The 21,546-nt window shown below is 73.0% G+C and carries 15 protein-coding genes and 1 riboswitch; of the genes, 7 read left to right on the forward strand and 8 right to left on the reverse strand.

What is annotated here, in order from left to right; translation table 11 throughout:
• The first annotated feature begins 21 nt into the window (after positions 1 to 21).
• From aceA to metE, 4 genes are all read left to right on the forward strand, one after another.
• Positions 22 to 1,317, forward strand: coding sequence for an isocitrate lyase (gene aceA, locus AB0B50_RS27590; RefSeq protein ID WP_362337398.1), 1,296 nt, complete (start codon positions 22 to 24; stop codon positions 1,315 to 1,317).
• Positions 1,318 to 1,426: 109 nt separating this feature from the next.
• Positions 1,427 to 3,025, forward strand: coding sequence for a malate synthase A (gene aceB, locus AB0B50_RS27595; RefSeq protein WP_362337401.1), 1,599 nt, complete (start codon positions 1,427 to 1,429; stop codon positions 3,023 to 3,025).
• A complete protein-coding gene (locus AB0B50_RS27600) occupies positions 3,022 to 3,891 on the forward strand; it encodes a 3-hydroxybutyryl-CoA dehydrogenase (RefSeq protein ID WP_362337403.1) in 870 nt (289 codons plus the stop codon). Before aceB ends, AB0B50_RS27600 begins: the two co-directional genes overlap by 4 nt.
• Before the next feature lie 26 nt (positions 3,892 to 3,917).
• Positions 3,918 to 4,140: riboswitch (cobalamin riboswitch) on the forward strand.
• 165 nt (positions 4,141 to 4,305) lie between these two features.
• A complete protein-coding gene (gene metE, locus AB0B50_RS27605) occupies positions 4,306 to 6,636 on the forward strand; it encodes a 5-methyltetrahydropteroyltriglutamate--homocysteine S-methyltransferase (RefSeq protein ID WP_362337406.1) in 2,331 nt (776 codons plus the stop codon).
• Positions 6,637 to 6,687: 51 nt separating this feature from the next.
• Here metE and AB0B50_RS27610 read toward each other — a convergent pair whose 3' ends face one another.
• On the reverse strand, positions 6,688 to 7,770 hold the full coding sequence (locus tag AB0B50_RS27610; protein WP_362337409.1) for a helix-turn-helix domain-containing protein: 1,083 nt from the start codon (positions 7,768 to 7,770) through the stop codon (positions 6,688 to 6,690).
• Positions 7,771 to 7,869: 99 nt separating this feature from the next.
• Between AB0B50_RS27610 and AB0B50_RS27615 the strand changes: the two genes are divergently transcribed.
• Positions 7,870 to 9,144 carry an MFS transporter gene (locus AB0B50_RS27615; protein WP_362337412.1) on the forward strand — a complete coding sequence of 425 codons (1,275 nt, stop codon included), beginning with the start codon at positions 7,870 to 7,872 and terminating at the stop codon, positions 9,142 to 9,144.
• Here the strand turns inward: AB0B50_RS27615 and AB0B50_RS27620 are convergent.
• From AB0B50_RS27620 to AB0B50_RS27630, 3 genes are all read right to left on the reverse strand, one after another.
• Positions 9,087 to 10,253 (reverse strand): bifunctional 2-methylcitrate synthase/citrate synthase, encoded by a 1,167-nt coding sequence (locus tag AB0B50_RS27620; RefSeq protein WP_362337415.1) that lies wholly within the window; start codon positions 10,251 to 10,253, stop codon positions 9,087 to 9,089. The genes AB0B50_RS27615 and AB0B50_RS27620 overlap by 58 nt on opposite strands.
• A gap of 17 nt (positions 10,254 to 10,270) precedes the next feature.
• A complete protein-coding gene (gene prpB, locus AB0B50_RS27625) occupies positions 10,271 to 11,176 on the reverse strand; it encodes a methylisocitrate lyase (RefSeq protein ID WP_362337418.1) in 906 nt (301 codons plus the stop codon).
• A 108-nt stretch (positions 11,177 to 11,284) separates the two neighbouring features.
• A complete protein-coding gene (locus tag AB0B50_RS27630) occupies positions 11,285 to 12,793 on the reverse strand; it encodes an MmgE/PrpD family protein (protein WP_362337421.1) in 1,509 nt (502 codons plus the stop codon).
• 172 nt (positions 12,794 to 12,965) lie between these two features.
• On the opposite strand from AB0B50_RS27630, the gene AB0B50_RS27635 reads away from it, so the two are divergent.
• Entirely contained in the window at positions 12,966 to 14,417 is a 1,452-nt protein-coding gene (locus AB0B50_RS27635; protein ID WP_362337424.1) for a short-chain fatty acyl-CoA regulator family protein, read from the forward strand.
• Here AB0B50_RS27635 and AB0B50_RS27640 read toward each other — a convergent pair.
• Positions 14,381 to 14,911 (reverse strand): GrpB family protein, encoded by a 531-nt coding sequence (locus tag AB0B50_RS27640; protein ID WP_362337794.1) that lies wholly within the window; start codon positions 14,909 to 14,911, stop codon positions 14,381 to 14,383. The genes AB0B50_RS27635 and AB0B50_RS27640 overlap by 37 nt on opposite strands.
• Before the next feature lie 53 nt (positions 14,912 to 14,964).
• Positions 14,965 to 15,966, reverse strand: a complete 1,002-nt coding sequence (locus tag AB0B50_RS27645; RefSeq protein WP_362337427.1) for a LacI family DNA-binding transcriptional regulator — start codon at positions 15,964 to 15,966, stop codon at positions 14,965 to 14,967.
• 139 nt (positions 15,967 to 16,105) lie between these two features.
• On the opposite strand from AB0B50_RS27645, the gene AB0B50_RS27650 reads away from it, so the two are divergent.
• Positions 16,106 to 17,047 carry a carbon-nitrogen hydrolase gene (locus AB0B50_RS27650; RefSeq protein WP_362337430.1) on the forward strand — a complete coding sequence of 314 codons (942 nt, stop codon included), beginning with the start codon at positions 16,106 to 16,108 and terminating at the stop codon, positions 17,045 to 17,047.
• A gap of 444 nt (positions 17,048 to 17,491) precedes the next feature.
• On the opposite strand, the gene alaS is transcribed toward AB0B50_RS27650, so the two are convergent.
• Positions 17,492 to 20,137, reverse strand: coding sequence for an alanine--tRNA ligase (gene alaS, locus AB0B50_RS27655; protein ID WP_362337433.1), 2,646 nt, complete (start codon positions 20,135 to 20,137; stop codon positions 17,492 to 17,494).
• A gap of 54 nt (positions 20,138 to 20,191) precedes the next feature.
• Positions 20,192 to 21,253 carry a tRNA (adenosine(37)-N6)-threonylcarbamoyltransferase complex transferase subunit TsaD gene (gene tsaD, locus AB0B50_RS27660; RefSeq protein WP_362337797.1) on the reverse strand — a complete coding sequence of 354 codons (1,062 nt, stop codon included), beginning with the start codon at positions 21,251 to 21,253 and terminating at the stop codon, positions 20,192 to 20,194.
• Positions 21,254 to 21,546 lie beyond the last annotated feature (293 nt).

Consider the following 21,546-nt stretch of genomic DNA (forward strand, 5'->3'; position numbering starts at 1 on the left):
CCCACGGAAACGGTGAGCGACATGGCAGAGGCGAACACGACAGCCGAGGCACGGGCGGCGGCCGAGGCGCTGGCGCGGCGCTGGGCGACGGACCCGCGCTGGAAGGGCATCGAACGCACCTACGGCGCCGAGGAGGTGCTGCGGCTCTCCGGCAGCGTGCGCGAGGAGCACACCCTCGCCCGCCGCGGCGCCGAGCGGCTGTGGCGGCAGCTGCACGAGCAGGACTACATCCACTCCCTGGGCGCGCTCACCGGCGGACAGGCGGTGCAGCAGGTCAAGGCCGGGCTCCAGGCGATCTACCTGTCGGGCTGGCAGGTCGCCGCCGACGCCAATCAGGCCGGGCACACCTACCCCGACCAGAGCCTGTACCCCGCCAACTCCGTTCCTCAGGTGGTGCGCCGCATCAACAACGCGCTGCTGCGCGCGGACCAGATCGCCACCTCCGAGGGCGACTCCTCCGTGGACTGGCTCGCGCCGATCGTGGCCGACGCCGAGGCCGGGTTCGGCGGCCCGCTCAACGCCTTCGAGCTGACCAAGGCGATGATCGCCGCCGGTGCCGCGGGCATCCACTACGAGGACCAGCTGGCCTCGGAGAAGAAGTGCGGTCACCTGGGCGGCAAGGTGCTCGTGCCCACCGCCCAGCACATCCGCACCCTCAACGCGGCCCGTCTGGCCGCGGACATCGCCGACGTGCCGACGCTGATCGTGGCCCGCACGGACGCCCTCGCCGCGAACCTCCTGACCAGCGATGTGGACGAGCGCGACGCCGAGTTCGTCACCGGTGAACGCACCGCCGAAGGCTTCTACCGGGTGCGCGGCGGCATGGCGCCGGTCATCGCGCGCGGCCTCGCCTACGCCCCGTACGCCGATCTGATCTGGATGGAGACCGGCACCCCGGACCTGGCCCAGGCCCGCGAGTTCGCGGAGGCGATCCACGCGGAGCACCCGGACCGCATGCTCGCGTACAACTGCTCGCCGTCCTTCAACTGGAAGGCCGCGCTGGACGACGACCAGATCGCCAAGTTCCAGCGTGAGCTCGGCGCGATGGGCTACCGCTTCCAGTTCATCACGCTGGCCGGCTTCCACTCCCTCAACCACGGCATGTTCGACCTCGCCCGCGGCTATGCCGAGCACGGCATGACCGCCTATGTCGACCTGCAGGAGCGGGAGTTCGCGGCGCAGCAGCACGGGTTCACTGCCGTTCGGCATCAGCGGGAGGTCGGTACGGGGTACTTCGATCTGGTCTCCACCGCGGTGAATCCGGCCTCGTCGACCACGGCGCTTGCCGGTTCCACCGAGGCGGAGCAGTTCCACTAGGCGCTCGCCGGAACACAGGGGTCCTTGCCGTCTGCGGGCGCGTCGTGGCTGGTCGCGCAGTTCCCCGCGCCCCTGACGGGGCGCCCGCCCCCCTACTCAGGAGAACCCGATGCCCACCATCGCACTGACCCACCACGTCCAGATCCTCGCCGCCCCCGGCCCCCGCCACGAGGAGATCCTCACCCTCGAAGCCCTCGCCTTCGTCGGGCAGCTCGTCGGTGCCTTCGAGGGGCGCCGCCTGGAACTGATGAAGGAGCGTCGGCGGCAGGCCCTGCGGATCGCGAGCGGCTCGCCGCTCGACTTCCCCAGGGCCACCTCCGCCGTGCGCGCCGACCGGTCCTGGCGCGTCGCCCCGCCCGCCCCGGGCCTCACCGACCGGCGCGTCGAGATCACCGGGCCGCCCGACCGCCGTATGACCGTGAACGCCCTCAACTCCGGTGCCCGTGTGTGGATGGCGGACTTCGAGGACGCCACGGCCCCCACCTGGGAGAACATCGTGGGCGGTCAGCTGAACCTGCTCGACGCCATCGAGCGCAGGATCGACTTCACCACACCCGAGGGCAAGGAGTACCGGCTCGCGGACCGCGAGAGCCTCGCCACCATCATGGTCCGCCCGCGCGGCTGGCACCTGGACGAGGAGCATCTGGCGTACGACGGCCGGTCCGTGCCCGCCGCCCTCGTGGACTTCGGCCTGTACTTCTTCCACTGCGCGCAGCGGCAGATCGACGCGGGACACGGACCGTACTTCTACCTGCCGAAGCTGGAGAACCGCTACGAGGCCCGGCTGTGGAACGACGTCTTCGTCACCGCCCAGGACCTCCTCGGCATCCCGCGCGGCACGATCCGCGCCACCGTCCTCATCGAGACGATCACCGCGGCCTTCGAGATGGAGGAGATCCTCCACGAACTGCGCGAGCACAGCGCCGGTCTCAACGCGGGCCGCTGGGACTACCTGTTCAGCATGATCAAGACGTTCGGCCACCGCACCGACTTCCTGCTGCCGGACCGCGCCAAGGTCACCATGGCCGCGCCCTTCATGCGCGCCTACACCGAACTGCTCGTGCGCACCTGCCACCGGCGCGGCGCCCACGCCATCGGCGGGATGGCCGCCCACGTGCCGGGCAGGGACCCGGCGGCCAACGAGGCCGTGTTCGCGAAGGTGCGTCTCGACAAGGAGCGCGAGGCCGAGGACGGCTTCGACGGCTCCTGGGTCGCCCACCCCGGCCTGGTGCCCGTGTGCCGCGAGGTCTTCGACGCGGTCCTCGGCACGAGACCCCACCAACTCGACCGCGGCAGGGACGACGTGGAGGTCTTCGCCCAGGATCTGCTGTCGGTGCGGCGCATCAGCGGGCCGCCGACGCCGGAGGGCGTGCGCACCAGCATCGCCGTCGCGCTCGGCTACTTCGCCGCCTGGCTGCGCGGGCAGGGCGCCGTCGCCCTGGACGGACTGATGGAGGACGCGGCGACCGCGGAGATCGCCCGCGTGCAGATCTGGCAGTGGCTGCGGCACCGCGTCATCGAGCGCGAAACGGTGCGACGCCTGCTCGACGACGAGCTCGCCGCCCTGGGTGCCGCGTACCCCTGGGCGCCCCTCGACGACATCCGAGCGCTCTTCGAACGCACCACCCTCAGCGGCGAGTTGCCGCTGTTCTTCACCCCCGATGCCTACTCCCGGCATCTCGTGCGGCAAGCGGAGGCACAGGCATGAGCGAGGCCATTCGACGCGTCGGCGTGGTCGGCGGCGGACAGATGGGCGCAGGCATAGCCGAGGTGTGCGCGCGAGCGGGCCTGGACACCGTGGTGTGCGAGGCGGACGCCGTGGCGGCCCTCGCCGCACGCGGGCGCGTCGAGGCGTCGCTGGCACGCGCCGTGCGGCGCGGCAAGCTTGCCGAGGACGCGGCACGGGACGCGTTCGCCCGCATGATGTTCACCGGCAGCCTGGAGGACCTGGCCGACCGCCAGCTGGTCGTCGAGGCCGTCGTGGAGAACCAGGACGCCAAGACCGAGGTCTTCGCCGCCCTCGACAAGATCGTCGAGGACCCGGACGCGATCCTCGCGACCAACACCTCCTCGCTCCCCGTGATGCGGCTCGGCATGGCGACCACCCGCGCGGACCGGGTCGTGGGCCTGCATTTCTTCAACCCGGTGCCGGTGCTGCCCCTGGTGGAGCTCGTCACCTCCCTGCACACCGCCCCCGAAACCGCGCGCCGCGCCGAGGAGTTCGCGGCCTCGACGCTGGGCAAGAGCGTCATCCGCTCCCGTGACCGGTCGGGCTTCGTCGTCAACGCCCTGCTGATCCCGTACCTCCTGTCGGCGATCCGCATGGCGGAGTCCGGCTTCGCCACCGCCCAGGACATCGACACCGGCATGGAACTGGGCTGCGCCCATCCGCTGGGCCCGCTGAGGCTCGCGGACCTGATCGGCCTGGACACCGTCGCCTCGATCGCCGAATCGCTGTACGAGGAGTTCCGCGAGCCCTTGTACGCCCCGCCGCCGCTGCTGCAACGGATGGTGGAGGCTGGGTTGTTGGGCCGGAAGACAAGGCGCGGCTTCCACGTGTACGGCGAAGACTGACGTCGTCACGTGCGGCGATGTCCGATAGGCTGATCCACGCAGCTGGTTCGCCCCGTCAGCCAGGCGGGACGCGTCGCAAGAGGGAACCCGGTGGGAATCCGGGACTGCCCCGCAGCGGTGAGCGGGAACGACCGCCGTCATACGCACTGGGTCCGACAGACAGGGCCTGGGAAGCGACGGCCACTAGGTGTCTCGTACGACGAGACGTGCCCGCGAGTCCGAAGACCTGCCAACTGCCCGTGCGCGGACCACCCGTGCGCGGACATCCCGGTGACCTCGTGGGCGGGTCGGCGTACATATCAGGCGGACGACCGCGCCTTGCCGCGCGAGGCCGTACCCGCCCGATTCGTCACCCCTTCGCGCTCGCGTCCCGTCGCCGGGATCTCAGGGATTCATCTCGCGAAGGAGATCTCCGTGACCGGCAAGACCGCAGCCGCGGCAGCACGGGCCACCGTGTACGGCTACCCCCGCCAGGGCCAGAACCGCGAACTGAAGAAGGCCGTCGAGGGCTACTGGAAGGGCCGCGTCACCGCCGACGCCCTCCGGTCCACCGCCGCCGAACTCCGCGGCAGGAACTGGCGGCAGCTGGCCGAGGCCGGCATCCACGAAGTGCCCACCGGCGACTTCTCCTACTACGACCACGTCCTGGACACCACTGTCATGGTCGGCGCGATCCCCGCGCGCCACCGTGCCGCCGTGGACGCGTCCCCCCTGGACGGCTACTTCGCCATGGCCCGCGGCACCCAGGACGTGGCGCCGCTGGAAATGACCAAGTGGTTCGACACCAACTACCACTACCTCGTCCCCGAGTTGGGCCCGGACACCGTGTTCACGGCCGACTCCACCAAGCAGGTCTCCGAGTTCAAGGAGGCCCTCGCCCTCGGCCTGACCGCCCGGCCCGTCCTGGTCGGCCCGGTCACCTACCTCCTGCTCGCCAAGCCCGCCCCGGGTGTCGCCGCGGACTTCGACCCGCTCACCCTCCTGGACCGGCTCCTGCCGGTGTACGCGGAGGTCCTCGCCGACCTGCGCGCGGCGGGCGCGGAGTGGGTTCAGCTGGACGAGCCCGCCCTCGTCCAGGACCGCACCCCGGCCGAGCTGAACGCCGCCGCGCGCGCCTACCGCGACCTGGGCGCGCTCACCGACCGGTCGAAGCTGCTGGTGGCGACGTACTTCGGGCGGCTCGGCGAGGCGCTGCCCGTGCTCGCCAAGGCCCCGGTCGAAGGCCTCGCCCTGGACTTCACCGAGGCCGGCGCCGCCAACCTGGACGCCCTGGCCGAAGTCGGCGGACTGCCCGACAAGCGGCTGGTCGCCGGTGTGGTCAACGGCCGCAACATCTGGGTCAACGACCTGGAGAAGTCCCTGGCCACCCTCGGTACCCTGCTCGGTCTCGCCGACCGGGTCGACGTGTCGGCGTCCTGCTCCCTGCTGCACGTGCCCATCGACGCCACGGCCGAGCGGGACATCGAGCCGCAGATCCTGCGCTGGCTCGCCTTCGCCCGCCAGAAGACCACCGAGATCGTCGCGCTCGCCAAGGGCCTCGCCCAGGGCACCGACACGATCGCCGCCGAACTGGCCGCCAACCGCGCCGACCTGGCCTCGCGCGCGGGCTCGCCGATCACCCGCGACCCCGCCGTGCGCGACCGCGCCGCAGGCGTCACCGAGGCCGACTCCCGCCGCTCCCAGCCGTACGCCGAACGGGCCGCGGCCCAGCGGGCCCACCTCGGCCTGCCCCTGCTGCCGACCACGACCATCGGGTCCTTCCCGCAGACCGGCGAACTGCGCACCGCCCGCGCCGACCTGCGCGCGGGCCGGATCGACACGGCCGGCTACGAGGAACGCATCAGGGCCGAGATCCAGGAAGTCATCTCCTTCCAGGAGAAGGCCGGTCTCGACGTCCTCGTGCACGGCGAGGCCGAACGCAACGACATGGTCCAGTACTTCGCCGAGCAGCTCACCGGCTACCTCGCCACGCAGCACGGCTGGGTCCAGTCCTACGGCACGCGCTACGTCCGCCCGCCGATCCTCGCGGGCGACATCTCCCGCCCGGAGCCCATGACGGTGCGCTGGACGACGTATGCCCAGTCCCTGACGGGACGCCCGGTCAAGGGCATGCTCACCGGTCCCGTCACCATGCTCGCCTGGTCCTTCGTCCGCGACGACCAGCCGCTCGGCGACACCGCGCGTCAGGTCGCCCTCGCCCTGCGCGACGAGGTGAACGACCTGGAGACCTCCGGGAGTTCGGTGATCCAGGTCGACGAGCCCGCCCTGCGCGAGACGCTGCCCCTGCGGGCTGCCGACCGCCCGGCCTACCTGGAGTGGGCCACGGACGCCTTCCGGCTCAGCACCAGCGGCGTGCGCCCGGACACGCAGATCCACACCCACATGTGTTACGCGGAGTTCGGGGACATCGTCCAGGCCATCGACGACCTCGACGCCGACGTGATCAGCCTGGAGGCGGCCCGCTCGCACATGCAGGTCGCCCGTGAACTGGCCGCCCACGGCTACCCGCGCGAGGCGGGACCCGGCGTCTACGACATCCACTCCCCGCGCGTTCCCAGCGCGCAGGAAGCGGCCGAGCTGCTGCGCGCGGGCCTGGAGGCCATTCCCGCCGAGCGGCTGTGGGTGAACCCCGACTGCGGCCTGAAGACCCGCGGCTGGCCCGAGACCAGCGCATCGCTCGACAGCCTGGTCACGGCCGCCCGCACGGTCCGTGAGGAACTGCGGGTCGGGAAGCAGACGAAGTAGGACCGGACGCTGAACCCTTTGCCCCAGTGAGGGCGTCGGCGGCCGTACCGCTCAGCGCAGTACGGCCGCCAGCAGGTCGGCCCCCAACGCGGTCAGATCGGGCACGTTGAGGGTGTGCCGGACATAGCGGCCGTCCCGCCGGGCCGTGAGCAGGCCCGCACGGCGCATGACCGCGAGATGCCGGGAGACCTCCGGCAGCGAGAGTTCCCAGGCGGCGGCCAGCTCACCGGTGGTGTGCGGGCCGCGCGCCAGGGTGCGCAGGAGTCGCAGGCGTACGGGGTGGGAGAGCGCGTCGAGCCGTAGCGTGACCGTCTCCAGCGACACCGGCTCCGACGGGCCCGGTTCGGCCACGGGGTACTGCACCACCGGCGGCCACCCCGGCGCGTGCACCACCACCAGGTGCGGGCCGCCGAAGACGCTGGGGATGAAGGTGACGCCGGTGCCGTCGGCGGTGGTCGCCTTGTCCTGCAGCTTGTCCACGACGATGCAGTCCCCGTCCGGCGCCAGGGCGACCGCGCCGGAGACCGACGCGAGTGCCGCACCGAGGCCCTGCCGCTTGTGCAGGTCGTTCTTGACGCGCAGGTCCGTGGCGAGCCGCACGGCGACACCCGCCCAGGCCGCGTCGAAGAAGGCGTCGGCGCACAGTTCGAGGGTCCCGCGCACCCGCGCCCGCACCGCTGCCGGATCCGCGAGCAGCCGTTCCGCGAAGGCCTCCTGCCGCGCCCCGCGTGCCTGGGCCAGATCAAGGGCCCGCTCGCGCGCGGCCGCGTCGGTGAGCGGCGACGCCGCGAAGGGGACCCGGCTGCTGCCGCACGTGGTGATGAGCGCGGCGGTCACATACCTCTCGTCGTCGATCCGGTCGACGTCGTCCAACTCCTCGGCGAGGGTCGGCCGGGGCCGTGCGGGCAGCAGGAAGTCGGCCTGCGAGGAACGCCAGAGGAACTCCGCCTCGCGCAGCCGCTCGACCAGCTCGGGCGGCAGCCCGGCCCACACGTCGGCGGCCCAGTCGGCGAGCTGCGGATGGTGCCCGGGTTCGGCCAGCGCGTGCAGCATCGCGGTCAGCTCGGCCAGCGGCGACGCGGCGAACCGCACGTGCTCGGACGGCAGGCCTGTGATGTCGATGCGCAACGTCATCCCTTCATCATCGCTGGTCGGACGGTCGGCGACGACGACAGTTGACGGTGTCCGTCAAGTGACGTGTCCCGCAGGGCGGTCGACCGCACGGTGAGCTCCATGCCCACCACCCAGATCTCCAGGCCCACCACCCGCAAGCTCCAGCCCCGTGCACTCGTCCGCGCCTCCGGAGGACCCCGCTATGCCGTCGCCCTGGCCGTGGACGCCCTCGGCACCGGCCTGCTGCGCCCCTTCCTGCTGCTCTACGGCGTGACGGTCCTGAAGCTGTCCGCCCCGGCCACCGGCATCGCCATGACGGTCGGCATCGTCGCGGGTCTGGTGTGCATGCCCGCGCTGGGCCGGTGGCTGGACCGGGGCGCACGCAGCACGGTCGTGGCCGCGTCGATGCTGGTGCGGGTCCTCGGCGTGGCGGTGCTGCTCGCCACCCCCGCGGGGAACGTCTGGCTGTTCGGGACGGCCACGCTCTTCCTCGGCATCGGCAACCAGGCGTGGCCGGCCGCCCATGCGGCGCTCGTGGCCACGGTCTCCCACGGGCGCGAGCGCGACGCGGCGCTCGCCGCGGGGCGTGCCCTGCGGAACGCGGGCTTGGGTGTGGGCGCGCTCGTCGCCACCGCTTGCCTGGCGGGCGGCGCGGGCGCGTTGCGGGCGCTGGCCGCCGTCACCGGGGCCGCCTATCTCGCGGCGGCGGTCCTTGCCTGGTCGGTCCACCTGCACGCGCGTCCGGCCGCTGCCCCGGCCGAGCGCGAGGGAGAGCCGGAAGGTCCCGCACCCCGGATGCGCGCGCTGCTTGCCGCCAACGTCATCTACGTCTTCTGCCTCAACGTCCCCGAGATCGCGCTCCCGCTCATCCTGGTGACGCAGTTGGACGCGTCCCCGGTCTGGTCGGCGGCCGTCTTCGTGGCCAACACCGTGCTGGTGGTCGCCCTGCAGGTGCCGGTCACCGTCGCGCTGTCCCGCTACTCACGGCGGGCCGTCCTTGCGCTCGGCGGCGTGCTGCTCGCCGCGTCCTACGTCGGTTTTCTCGCGGCCACCGGTCCGGGACACGGCTGGGGCGCCCCGGCCGTCGCCGCGGTGTCCGTGCTCTGCACCATCGGCGAGATCGTCTACGCGGGCAGCGCCACCGCACTGGTCACCGCCCTCGCCCCGGCCCATGCCCTGGGCCGTGCGCTGGCCCGCTTCGAACTCTCCACGGGCTTCGGGCTCGCGGTCTCCCCGGCGGTCATCACGGCGCTGGCACCCCACGGCCCGGCGGCGCTGTGGGGGAGCCTGGCCGGTGCGACGCTGCTGTCCGCCGGTGCCGTCGCCGCCGAGAAGGATCACGTGGTCGACCCCGGTATCGGGACACGGGCGGCCACCGCGGGCACCGCCCGCTGATCCGGTCCCTCGTACGAAGCGAGAGGCCTGATCAGGGCGTTGTGGGCGAGCTGTTCGGTGATGTGGGCCGTCCAGCCGGTGATGCGGCTCATCACGAAGACCGGGGTGAAGGCGGGGGTGTCGAAGCCCATCACGTGGTAGGCGAGGCCTGCCGGGTAGTCCAGGTTGGGGTGGATGCCCTTGCGGGTGAGCACGGCGTGACGCAGCGCCGTGTGCAGGGCGGCGAGGCGGTCGGCTTCGGGGCCGCAGGAGCGGGCCACCAGGCGGTCCAGGGCGTTCTGCATGATCGGCACGCGGGAGTCGCCGTGCTTGTAGACGCGGTGGCCGAAGCCCATGATCTTCCGCCCGGACGTCAACGCCTCGTCCAGCCACTCCGCGGCCCGCCGCGGGTCGCCGATCTCGTCCAGCATGTGCATCACGGCCTCGTTGGCGCCGCCGTGCAGCGGGCCCTTGAGGGCGCCGATCGCGGCGGTGACCGCGCTGTACAGGTCCGAGAGCGTGGACGTGACGACGCGCGCGGTGAACGTGGAGGCGTTGAAGCTGTGTTCGGCGTACAGCACGAGGGAGATCTCGAAGCAGCGGACCACTTCGGCGTCCGGCACGTCGCCGAAGCACATGTGGAAGAAGTTCTCCGCGTACCCGAGGTCGGGGTCCGGCGGGATCGGGGCGAGGCCGCGGCGGCGACGGTGGTCGGCGGCCACGACGGTGGGCAGTCTCGCCAGCAGGGTCAGGGACTTGGCGCGGTTGGCGGCGGGGCTGCCGTCGTCCTCGGCGGGGTCCTCGGCGCCGAAGAGGCTGACGGCGGTGCGCAGCACATCCATCGGGTGGCAGGTCTCGGGCAACCGGGCGAGCAGCTCGGAGATGGTGCGGCCCAGCGGACGCAGGGCGCGCTCGCGGGCGCTGAAGGCGCGCAGCCGGTCGCCGTCGGGGAGTTCGCCGTGCCACAGCAGGTACGCGACCTCCTCGAAGGAACGCCGTGCGGCGAGGTCCTGGACCGGATAGCCGCGGTAGGTCAGCGAGTTGGTCTCCTCGATGACGGTGGAGATCCGGGTGGTGTCGACGACGACACCGGCGAGGCCGCGGTGCACCTCGGGGGCGGTGGTGGACATGGGGTGCCTCCGGTGCGTCAGGTGGCGGGCGGGGGAGCGAAGTCGAAGACGGCCGTGTCGAAGGCGGTGTGGTCCTCGTAGCCGAGGAGTTCGTACAGGCGCGAGCGGGTCTGCATGCGCGGCAGCAGGGACTCCTGGGTGCCCTCGGCGGCGAGGGTGCGCAGTCCGTCCTCGACGGCGCCCATGGCCAGGCGCAGCAGGGTGACGGGGTAGAGGGCGATGTCGTAGCCGAGGTCTTCCAGGGTGCGCGTGGTCAGGAGCGGGCTCTTGCCGAACTCGGTCATGTTGGCGAGCAGCGGGACCGGGATCGCCTTGCGGAAGGCCTCGAACTCGCGCTCGTCGGCGAGGGCTTCGGGGAAGATCGCGTCCGCGCCCGCGTCGACGTACGCCCTGGCGCGGTCGATGGCCGCGTCCAGGCCCTCGACGGCGCGGGCGTCGGTGCGGGCCATCAGCAGGAAGTCCGGGTCGCGGCGGGCGTCCACGGCGGCCCGGACGCGGCGGACCATCTGTGGGCGGTCGACCACGGCCTTGCCGTCGAGGTGGCCGCAGCGCTTGGGATTGACCTGGTCCTCCAGGTGCAGGCCCGCAAGGCCCGCGTCCTCCATGAGCTGGACGGTGCGCGCGACGCCCAGTGGTTCGCCGAAGCCGGTGTCGGCGTCGACGAGTACGGGCAGGTCGGTGACCCGGGTCGTCTGCTGGGCGCGGGCGGCGACCTCCGTGGACGTGGTCAGGCCGATGTCGGGCAGCCCCAGGTCGGCGGCGAGCACGGCGCCGGAGAGATAGGCGGCCTCGAAGCCGGTGTCCTGGATGAGGCGGGCGGAGAGGGGGTTGAGGGCGCCTGGCACGACGAGCGGGCGGCCGGTGGCGAGCCGCGTGCGCAGGGCACGGCGGCGCTGGGCGGGAGTGGTGCGGGTGTGCGGCATCGGTACTGCCCTTTCGGCGGTTCGGGACGTCGGGACGTCGGGACGTCGGGACGTCGGAACGTCGGAACGTCGGGACGTCGGGGCTTCGGGACCTCAAGACCCCGCGGGTCAGAACAGCCCCTTCGGCAGGCGCGCGTCGACGTCACGCAGGGCCCTCGCGTCGACCTCGGGGAACAGCCCGTCCAACTCCTCGACGGTGAGCACGGCGAGGCGCTCGGCGGTGGCAAGGAAGCGGTCCTGCTCACCCGGCGCGACGACACCGTCCGTCAGCGTGCGGAATTTGCCCGCGTAGGCGGGGCGGTCGAAGGGGCGGGCCCCGGCCGGATGGGCGTCGGCGACGGCGAGTTCGTCCTCGATGACCGTACCGTCGTCCAGGGTGACGACCGCGCGCCCGCCGAAGGCGCGGCGGGCCGGGTCGGGGTCGTGGTAGCGGCGGGTCCACTCCGGGTCCTCCACCGTGGTGATCCGCTGCCACAGCGCGACGGTCTCCGCACGGCGGGCACGTTCGGGGGCGTAGGAGCGCTCGTGGTGCCACGTGCCGTCTTCGAGAGCGACGGCGAAGATGTACGGGACCGAGTGGTCGAGGGTCTCGCGGGCGGCGCAAGGGTCGTACTTCTGCGGGTCGTTCGCGCCCGAGCCGATCACGCGGTGGGTGTGGTGGCTGGTGTGCAGGACCACCGACCGCACCCGCTCCAGCGGTCCCGTCTTCTCCCGCAGCCGCCGCGCCAGGTCGATGACGGCCTGCGCCTGGTACTCGGCGGAGTGCTCCTTGGTGTACGTGTCCAGGATCGCGCGGCGTGGTTCTCCGGGCTCGGGGAGCGTGACCGTGTACGCGGCCCGTGGTCCGTCGAGCAACCAGGCCAGGACGCCGTCCTCGCCCTCGTAGATGGGGGAGGGCGAGGTCTCTCCGCGCATCGCACGGTCGACCGCCTCGACGGCGGCCTTGCCCGCGAAGGCGGGTGCGTACGCCTTCCAGCTGGAGATCTCGCCCTTGCGGGACTGCCGCGTGGCGGTCGTGGTGTGCACGGCCTGCTGCACCGCCTGGTACACGGTCCCGGCCGGCAGCCGCAGCATCGCGCCCAGGCCGCAGGCGGTGGCCGCGCCGAGGTGGGCGACGTGGTCGATGCGGTGCTCGTGCAGGCAGATGCCCTTGACCAGCGCGACATGGATCTCGTACGCGGCCACGATGCCGCGCAACAGGTCGGCGCCGCCGCGGCCGGTGTGCTGGGCGACGGCGAGCAGCGGCGGGATGTTGTCGCCGGGGTGGGAGTAGTCGGCAGCCAAGTAGGTGTCGTGGAAGTCGAGTTCGCGCACGGCGGTGCCGTTGGCCCAGGCCGCCCACTCCGGGGAGACACGGGTGCGGGTGCCGTGGACCGTGGCTCCGGGTGCGGCGGCCCGGTGCGCGGTGGCCTGCGCGCGGGCGACGGCGACCGGGCGGCGCGAGAGGGAGGCCAGGGCGACGGCGGTGTTGTCGATGACCCGGTTGACGGCCATGGCGGCGCTGTCGGCGTCCAGTTCTTCGGTGCCGACGGCCACGGAGGCCAGTTTCCAGGCGAGTTGCTCCTCGCGCGGGAGGCGGTCGGCGCTGGGGTGGACATGGACGGGGTGCTCGATCACGGAACTCCTCGGGGCATGGAAGGTCGGGGTTTCCTCACCCGAGGCTGCCCGCCGCGCGGCCGCACGGCCACCGCTCCAATCTGTGGAATCCGTACAGCAAGAGGCTGCGAATCCGCGGAAGTTGCGAATCATGCGGATGGTAGTTTCGCAACCATGTGCCGAGGAGGTGCTCATGGGCCGACGCCCGGCGGACCGCAAGGTCTACGCCCACGCCAAGCTGCGCAGGCTGCGCCGCGAACACGGCATGAACCAGGTGGAGATGGCCCGCGCGCTCGCCATCTCCACCAGCTACGCCAACCAGATCGAGCAGAGCCTGCGCCCGCTGACCGCCCCCGTGCTGCTGCGGATCGCCGAAGTCTTCGGCGTGGACCCGGAGTTCTTCTCCGAGGCCGACGAGGACCGCCTCGCCGCCGATCTGCGCACCGCCCTCGCCGACGAGGCGTGCGGGGTGCCGCTGCCCGCCGCGGAGGACATCACGGAGGCCGCCCGCGACCACCCCGAGGTGGCGCGCGCCCTGGTCGCCCTGCACCACCGCTACCGCGACACCGCGGAACGGGCGGCGGCCCTGGCTCCCCGGGGCGACACCTCCGCCCTGCCTCCCTCCGAACCGCACGACGAGGTACGGGACTTCTTCTATGCCCACCACAACCACATCGCCCCGCTCGACGAGGCGGCCGAGCGCACCGCCGCGGAGCTCGCCACCGGGACGGCCGCGGGCGGCACGGCGGCCGCGCTCACCCGGCGTCTCGCCGATGACCATCGCGTACGGGTGGTCGACGCCGCGCGCGAACACGTCGTGGATGCCCGCCGCTTCGACCCGGACACGGGCCTGCTGTTCCTCTCGCCCTGGCTGAGCGAGGGGCAGCGCGCCTTCCAACTCGCCACGCAATTGGCTCTGTTGGAGCAGGGGGCGCTGCTCGATCTCCTCGTCGCCGGCGCGGGCCTGTCCTCGCCGGAAGCGGCGGGCCTGGCCCGCATCGGCCTGGCCACCTACTTCGCGGGCGCGCTCCTGATGCCGTACGGCGCCTTCCACGCGACGGCCGAGGAGCTGCGCTACGACATCGAGCTGCTGGCCGTCCGTTTCGGCGTCGGTTTCGAGACGGTCTGCCACCGGCTCAGCACCTTGCAGCGCACCGGCCGGCGCGGCATTCCGTTCTCGTTCCTCCGCGCCGACCGGGCGGGGAACATCTCCAAGCGGCAGTCGGCCACCGACTTCCACTTCTCCCGGCTCGGCGGCACCTGCCCGCTGTGGACGGTGTACGAGGCGTTCTCCGCGCCGGACCGCATCCTCACCCAGGTCGCCGAAATGCCGGACGGCAAGCGGTACTTCTGGGTCGCCCGCACCGTCACGCGCGGCGGATTCGGGCACCACGCGGCACGCGCCGAGTTCGCCGTGGCCCTCGGCTGCGAACTGCGCCACGCGCACCGCCTGGTCTACGCCGAAGGCATCGCCCTCGACGACCCCCGCGCCGCCACCCCGATCGGCCTGGGCTGCCGCATCTGCGAACGCCGTGACTGCGCCCAGCGGGCCAGGCCGCCCGCCGGGGGCCGCCTCGCGGTGGACCCGGACCGGCGGACGCTGGTGCCCTATCCGGTGGTGGACGGGGGACGGGCGGCGCGGTAGGCCTTGCCGAGGAGTTCCTCCACGAGGCCGCTCTTGGCCGCCAGGTAGGCCGCCCGGCCCTCCCGGTCGCCGGTGAACCGTCGCGCGAGCGTCCGCTTCAACTCGCTGTAGCGCCGCACCTCTTCGAGGTGCAGTCGCAGGTAGTCGCGCAGCAGGACGTGGTCCAGATGGGGCTTGCTGCCCTCGACGACGCCGTACAGGTGATGGGGGATCGGTGCCTCGGGTGCGCGGAAGGCCTCGCGCCCCGCGATCCCCAGGTCGCCTTCGTGGCGATAGCCCTGGCCGGTCAGCCGCGCGACCAGCTCCGGCATGGCGGAGGGGCACGCCACCACGATGTCGAGTTCGATGATCGGCTTGGCCGCGCAGCCGGGCACGGACGTGCTGCCGACGTGCTCGACGGCCACCGCGATGTCAGCGACGTGCGGGGCCAGCCGGTCGCGAAGCTCTCGGAACTGCGCGGCCCAGTGCGGGGAGTGGTCGCTGACCACGATCATGTCGCTCACGGCGCAAGTCTCGCACGGGCAACGGAGGTGCCTTGGTGGGGAGTTCAGGCTCCCCCGAGCGTGGAGGCGCGGGCCTGGAGGGACCACTCCTGGTCGCGCACCGTGTCGGGCCCCGCGCGGTCGGCGAGGATGTCGCAGAGGAGTTCCGCGCAGGCCCGGCCGTACGCGGCGGGCCGTAGGTCGACGGCCGTGATCGGCGGGCTGGCGCCACGGGTCGCGGTGCCGTCGACGCAGGAGGCGACGAGGAAGTCCCGCCCCACGGTGCGGCCGAGGGCGGCGGCCGCGTGCAGGACGCCCGGTGCCGCGCCGTCGGGGGCGCAGATCACGGCGTCGATCTCCGGGTCGGCGGCGAGCAGCGCCAGGGTCGTCTCCTCGGCCTCGCGGGCGGTGGCGGCGAAGGAGACCGTGCGCCGGTGCACCGGGGTGCCGTGCGCGCGGCCCCACTCCTCGGCCGTGGCGTTCAGGGCCGCGGCCCAGGCGGAGGTGTCGGCGGGGGCGAGCAGGGCGGGGCGGCGGGCGCCGAGGTCGCGGACGTGGTCGAGCAGCGCGGCCAGCGAGGCGGAGTTGTCGCAGACGACGGCGCCGCTCGGGGCGGGCGCGGGCCCCAGATAGCGCTCGCCGGTCACGACGGGGATCCCGGCGTCGAGCAGCGCGGGCACGGCGGCGTCGCCGACCTCGGGGTCGATGACGAGGAGTCCGTCGACGCGCGAGGTGAGCTGGCCCTGCGCACCGCCTGCCGGGGCCAGGAGCACGACGTCGAGCCCCTCCTCCTGGGCACGGCCGACGGCCCCGAAGGCGAGGTTCATGTAGTAGTCGAGCCGCGTCGCGGTCTGCGGCAGATGCAGCCCGATGGCTCCGGTGCTGGCCCGGCGCAGCCGCCGGGCGGCGCTGTTGGGCCGGTATCCCAGGCGGTCGGCGGCCTCCCTGACCCGGTCCCGGGTGGCCTCCGCCACCCGTCCCGAGCCCTGCAGGGCGTCGGAGACGGTGCTCTTGGAGACCCCGGCGGCGCGGGCGACATCGAGGAGGGTCACGGCTCGGGCGTTCACGTGACGGAAGTCTAGACGTTCGCGCCGGACCTTGCCGGAACGTTCCGGCAAGGTCTACATTCCGTTGTGCCGGAACGTTCCGGCACAACGGCGTGGACCTGCGCCGTGCCGCTGCTCCCCGCACCCGTCTGGAATCCCCATGCGTCTGATCACCGCGTACAACCCGCCCGCGTCCCCGACCCGGACCCGCCCCGCCGAGCGGGCCCCGCTGCGCGTCGCCGCCGTGCAGCAGCGCTGGCACCGCGACCCCGCCGAGCACCGCGCGGCCCTGCGGGAGGGCATCCGCCTCGCGGCGGCCGAGGGCGCGCGGGTGGTGTGCCTGCAGGAGCTGACGCTGTCCCCGTACTTCGCGGTCGTCCGCAAGGCCGACCACCCGGCGCCCGCCGAGCCCGAGGACCTGACGACGGGACCGACGTTCACCTTCGCCGCGGAGGTCGCCCGCGAGTACGGGGTGTACGTCCATGCCTCGCTGTACGAGAAGGCCGCGGCGCCCGGCGGCGAGGACGACGGCCTCGGTTACAACACGGCGATCCTCGTCGCCCCCGACGGCACGCTCGCCCAGCGGACCCGCAAGACCCACATCCCGGTCTCCGAGGGCTACTACGAGGACCACTGGTTCCGCCAGGGCCCGGCCGAGGACGCCTTCCCGCTGGTGAAGGTCGACGAGGCGAACCTCGGCCTGCCGACCTGCTGGGACCAGTGGTTCCCGGAGCTGGCCCGCGCGTACTCGCTGGCGGGCGCCGACGTCCTCGTCTACCCGACCGCCATCGGCTCCGAGCCCGGCCATCCCGGCTTCGACACCCAGCCGATCTGGCAGAAGGTCATCACGGGCAACGCCATCGCCAACGCCACCTTCATGATCGTCCCGAACCGCATCGGCGCCGAGAACGGCCTGACCTTCTACGGCAGCTCGTTCATCGTCGACCCCTACGGCCGCGTCCTCGCCCAGGCCCCGCGCGACGAGCCCGCGGTGCTCGTGGCCGACCTGGACCTCGACGCCCGCCGCGACTGGCTGGAGCTGTTCCCGTTCCTGGCCACCCGCCGCCCCGACGCGTACGCGCCGCTCACGGTGACGGACTGACACGTCCGGAGCGGACTCGGCAGCGGGGGAGGGGAGCGCGTGGCGGCGGCCACGGGCTCCCCTTCGGAGCCGCCCTCTTCGAAGCGGGCGCCCGCCCGGGAAGCGGCTCCGGCCGGTGGCAGGTCGCCCCGTCCGGTGACCGGTGACCGGTGGCCGGTGCCTGGTGGCCGGTGGCCGGTGGTGAAGCGTGCCGGGTCCGTCGCGATCGCCGAGGACCTCCTCGGCGATCGCGACGGCTTCCGCCCGGTCGCACGGTCAGGACCGGGCGGTCCGTGCCGGTGGCGATGCCCGCCGCCGGCTCCCCTCAGTTGGGGTCGCTGCCCGCTTCCGTCAGTCAGGGGCACTGCCGGCTCCCGTCAGTCGGGGCCACTGCCGGCTCCCGTCAGTCGGGGCCACTGCCGGCTCCCCTCGACCGGTGTCACCGCCCGCTCCCCTCAGCCGGTGTCACCGCCCGGCGACGAAACCCGGCAGGTCCGTCAGGATCGCCTTGAGGTCCGCGGGGGCGATGCCGCCGCCCTGGGCGATCTCCGGGGAGCCGCCGCCCCGGCCCGCGAGAAGTCGCTTGACCATCGCGCCGGCGCCCAGGCCCGTCGCGCGGGCCGGGGCGTTGAGGGTCAGGACGAGGCCGCCCGCGGTGGTGGCGACGGCCACCACGCCGGGGCGCTCGTGCGGGAGGCGGTCGCGGACCGCGAGTGCCAGGGCGCGGGCCTCGTCGGCCGCGCCGTCCACGGTCTCGGTGACCACCAGCGTGTCGCCCGCCTCGACGGCCCGGCCCGCCAGGTCGCCCGCGCGGGCCGCCGTGGCGCGGTCCTTGAGGCGGGCGTTCTCCCGGTCGGCGGCCTTGAGCCGGTCGAGCAGGCCCGCGATCCTGTCCGACAGCTCGGCGCGGGGAGCGCCCAACTGCTCGGCGATCCGGGTGACCAGGTCCCGCTCGCGGGCCAGATAGCCGAAGCCCTCGATGCCGACGGCCGCCTCCAGACGGCGCATCCCCGCGCCGACCGAGGACTCGGCGGTCAGGGCGACCGTGCCGATCTGCGCGGCGTGCTCGACGTGGGTGCCGCCGCACAGCTCGCGCGACCAGGCCCCGCCGATCTCGACGACCCGCACCTTCTCGCCGTACGTCTCGTCGAAGAGGGCGAGCGCGCCGATCTCCTTGGCCTCGGGCAGCGTCATCCAGCGCACGCCGACCGGCAGGTCACGGCGCAGCGCGCGGTTGGCGGCCTCCTCGACCTCACTGCGGACGGCCGCGGAGAGGGCGCCGCGCCAGGGGAAGTCCAGGCGGAGGTAGCCGGGCCGGTTGTAGGAGCCGGACTGCAGGGCGGTGGGGCCGAGCACCTCGCGCAGGGCGGCGTGCAGGACGTGGGTGCCGGAGTGGGCCTGCCGTGCGCCGAGCCGCCACTCGGGGGCGACGGCGGCGACCACCGGGTCCCCGACGGCGAGTTCACCCGCGGTCACCCGCACCCGGTGCACCACAAGGCCGGGCAGCGGCCGCTGGACGTCGATGACCTCGGCCTCGCCGGACGCCCCTGAGATCCGGCCCGCGTCGCTGTCCTGGCCGCCCGACTCGGCGTAGAAGGGGGAGCGGTCCAGGACCACGGTGGCGAGCTCGCCCTCGCGCGCCACCGGGACGGCGCCCTCGGCCCCGAGCACGGCGAGGACCGACGACTCGGTCGTCAGCGTCTCCCAGGCACGCCAGTCGGTCGGGCCGTGCGCGTCCAGGACGGAGCGGAGCGCCGACGTGTCCGACGCGCCACCGGACTTGCGGGCGCGGGCGTCGGCGCGGGCCCGCTCCCGCTGCTCGTTCATCAGCGTGGTGAAGCCCTCGCGGTCGACCTCGACGCCCTGCTCGGCGGCCATCTCCAGGGTGAGGTCGATGGGGAAGCCGTAGGTGTCGTGGAGCAGGAACGCCTGCGCGCCCGGCAGCGAACGGCCGCCGTCCGCCTTGACCTCGGCGACGGCCGTGTCCAGCACGGTGGTGCCCTGTTTGAGGGTGGCGCGGAAGGCGTCCTCCTCGCCGTACGCCCGGTCGGCGATGCGGGCGAAGCCGTCGGACACCTCGGGGTAGCTGGGTGCCATGCAGTCCCGCGCCACGGTCAACAGCTCGGGCAGGGCGGGGTCGTGGAAGCCGAGCCGGCGCATGGCCCGCACCGAGCGCCGCAGGATGCGCCGCAGGACGTAGCCGCGCCCCTCGTTGCCCGGAGCGGTGCCGTCGGCGAGCAGCATGAGGGCGGTGCGCACATGGTCGGCGACCACGCGGAGCCGCACGTCGGCCCGCGGATCGGCGCCGTAGCGCACCCCGGCGAGCTCGGCCGCGCGGTCGAGCACGGGGCGCGTCTCGTCGATCTCGTACAGGTTGTCCTTGCCCTGCAGGAGCGTCGCCATCCGCTCCAGGCCCATGCCGGTGTCGATGTTGCGGCGGGGCAGTTCGCCCAGAATCGGATAGCCGGACTTGCCGGGCCCCTCGCCGCGCTCGTACTGCATGAAGACGAGGTTCCAGAACTCCATGTACCGGTCCTCGTCGACCGCGGGCCCGCCCTCGCGGCCGAGCGCGGGGCCGCGGTCGTAGTACAGCTCCGAGCAGGGTCCGCAGGGACCGGGCACCCCCATGGACCAGAAGTTGTCCTCGTCGCCCCGCGCCACGATCCGCTCGTCGGGCAGCCCCGCCACCTCACGCCAGATTGCGCGGGCGTCGGCGTCGGAGTGGTGGACGGTCACCCAGATCCGCTCGGGATCGAGCCCGTAACCGCCGTCGTCCTGCGCCGCGGTGGACAGCTCCCAGGCGTAGGCGATCGCCTCTTCCTTGAAGTAGTCCCCGAGGGAGAAGTTACCGTTCATCTGGAAGAACGAGCCGTGCCGCGTGGTCTTGCCGACCTCTTCGATGTCCAGGGTGCGGATGCATTTCTGCACGCTGGTGGCGCGCGGCCACGGCGCCTGCTGCTCACCGGTGAGATACGGCTTGAACGGCACCATCCCCGCGTTGACGAACAGCAGGGTCGGGTCCGGGGTCGGCAGCGGCGCGCTGGGCACGACCGTGTGGCCGCGCGCGGCGAAGAAGTCGAGGAAGCGGCTGCGGATCTCGGCGGTACGCAAGGTGGGTCTGCTCCGTGGGTCGGCGCTCAGAGAGTGGGTCTCGGCGGGCTGTGCTCAGACGGGGACAGGGGCCGCGGGGCGGGCCAGTGGGGTCAGCGAGGCGTACTCCAGCGGCGCCGACGGGTCGATGGACACGTTCAGCGGCGCGGGTTCGGCACCGGCGCGCACCAGTTGGTCACCGACGGCCGCGATCATCGCGCCGTTGTCGGTGCACAACGTCATGGGCGGCACGCGCAGTTCGAGCCCGGCCGCGGCGCACCGCTCCTCCGCCAGGGCCCGCACCCGCGAGTTCGCCGCCACCCCGCCCACCACGATCAGCGTTTTCACGTCGTACGCGCGGCAGGCCGCGAGGGCCTTGCGGGTCAGTACGTCCGCGACGGCCTCCTGGAGCGCGGCGGCCCCGTCGGCCACGGAGACCTCCTCGCCGCGGAGACGGTGCTGCTCCACCCAGCGGGCCGCGGCCGTCTTGAGCCCGGAGAAGGAGAAGGCGTACGGATCGTCGCCGGGCCGGGTCAACGGGCGGGGGAAAGTCACGGCCTTCGGGTCGCCCTCGCGTGCCGCGCGGTCGATCGCGGGACCGCCCGGGTAGGGCAGGCCGAGGATCCTTGCGACCTTGTCGAAGCACTCGCCGGCCGCGTCGTCGAGCGTGTCGCCCAGGTGCAGGATCGGCTCGCGCACCAGGTCCCGTACGAGAAGCAGCGAGGTGTGACCGCCCGAGACGATCAGCACGACGCACGGCTCGGGCAGCGGGCCGTGTTCGAGGGTGTCCGCGGCGACGTGCCCGGCCAGGTGGTGCACCCCGTACAGCGGGACATCGGCGGCGTAGGCGAGGGTCTTGGCACCGGCCAGGCCGACCTGCAGCGCGCCCGAGAGGCCGGGCCCGGTGGTGACGGCGACCGCGTCGATCTGGGAGAGGCACAGGCCCGCCTGGTCCAGGGCCTGGCGCACGACGGGGTTGAAGGAGTGCAGATGCGCGCGGGCCGCGATCTCCGGCACGACCCCGCCGAACCGTGCGTGCTCGTCCATGCTCGACGCCACCACGTGCGCGAGCAGCTCGCCGTCGCGCACGATCCCCGCGCCGGTCTCGTCGCAGGACGACTCGATTCCCAGGACCACTGGTCCGCCCACTGCACATCTCCTTCTGCGTCATTGCTGCAACTGCAATATATGTGCAATAAGGCCCGGGCCGGGATCCGCATGTCCGTGGAGGGCCATGCGCTCGGCGGACTGATCCTCAACACCGCAGGGAAGGCGTTGAGGCATCGCGCTGTGAGCCGGGCGGGGATCGTGGCCCGATCGTAGGGATCTTTGGCCCTCCAGGGCGCTTCCGGGGAGGCGGCGGCCACGGAGGATGAGGGCGCGGTCGGCCACGGTGCCCCGCGGCGTCGTGGCTCTGTGGCCGCGCGCCT

This window comes from Streptomyces sp. NPDC041068 (genome assembly GCF_040647455.1).
GTDB lineage: Bacteria > Actinomycetota > Actinomycetes > Streptomycetales > Streptomycetaceae > Streptomyces.

Bases quoted from the DNA above. Each gene is read 5' to 3' on its own strand.
- aceA (WP_362337398.1), top strand. From the start codon at position 22: ATGGCAGAGGCGAACACGACAGCCGAGGCACGGGCGGCGGCCGAGGCG.
- AB0B50_RS27610 (WP_362337409.1), bottom strand. From the start codon at position 7,770: ATGACGTTGCGCATCGACATCACAGGCCTGCCGTCCGAGCACGTGCGG.
- AB0B50_RS27650 (WP_362337430.1), top strand. From the start codon at position 16,106: ATGCGTCTGATCACCGCGTACAACCCGCCCGCGTCCCCGACCCGGACC.
- AB0B50_RS27600 (WP_362337403.1), top strand. From the start codon at position 3,022: ATGAGCGAGGCCATTCGACGCGTCGGCGTGGTCGGCGGCGGACAGATG.
- prpB (WP_362337418.1), bottom strand. From the start codon at position 11,176: ATGCCGCACACCCGCACCACTCCCGCCCAGCGCCGCCGTGCCCTGCGC.
- AB0B50_RS27615 (WP_362337412.1), top strand. From the start codon at position 7,870: ATGCCCACCACCCAGATCTCCAGGCCCACCACCCGCAAGCTCCAGCCC.
- AB0B50_RS27620 (WP_362337415.1), bottom strand. From the start codon at position 10,253: ATGTCCACCACCGCCCCCGAGGTGCACCGCGGCCTCGCCGGTGTCGTC.
- AB0B50_RS27640 (WP_362337794.1), bottom strand. From the start codon at position 14,911: ATGATCGTGGTCAGCGACCACTCCCCGCACTGGGCCGCGCAGTTCCGA.
- AB0B50_RS27635 (WP_362337424.1), top strand. From the start codon at position 12,966: ATGGGCCGACGCCCGGCGGACCGCAAGGTCTACGCCCACGCCAAGCTG.
- aceB (WP_362337401.1), top strand. From the start codon at position 1,427: ATGCCCACCATCGCACTGACCCACCACGTCCAGATCCTCGCCGCCCCC.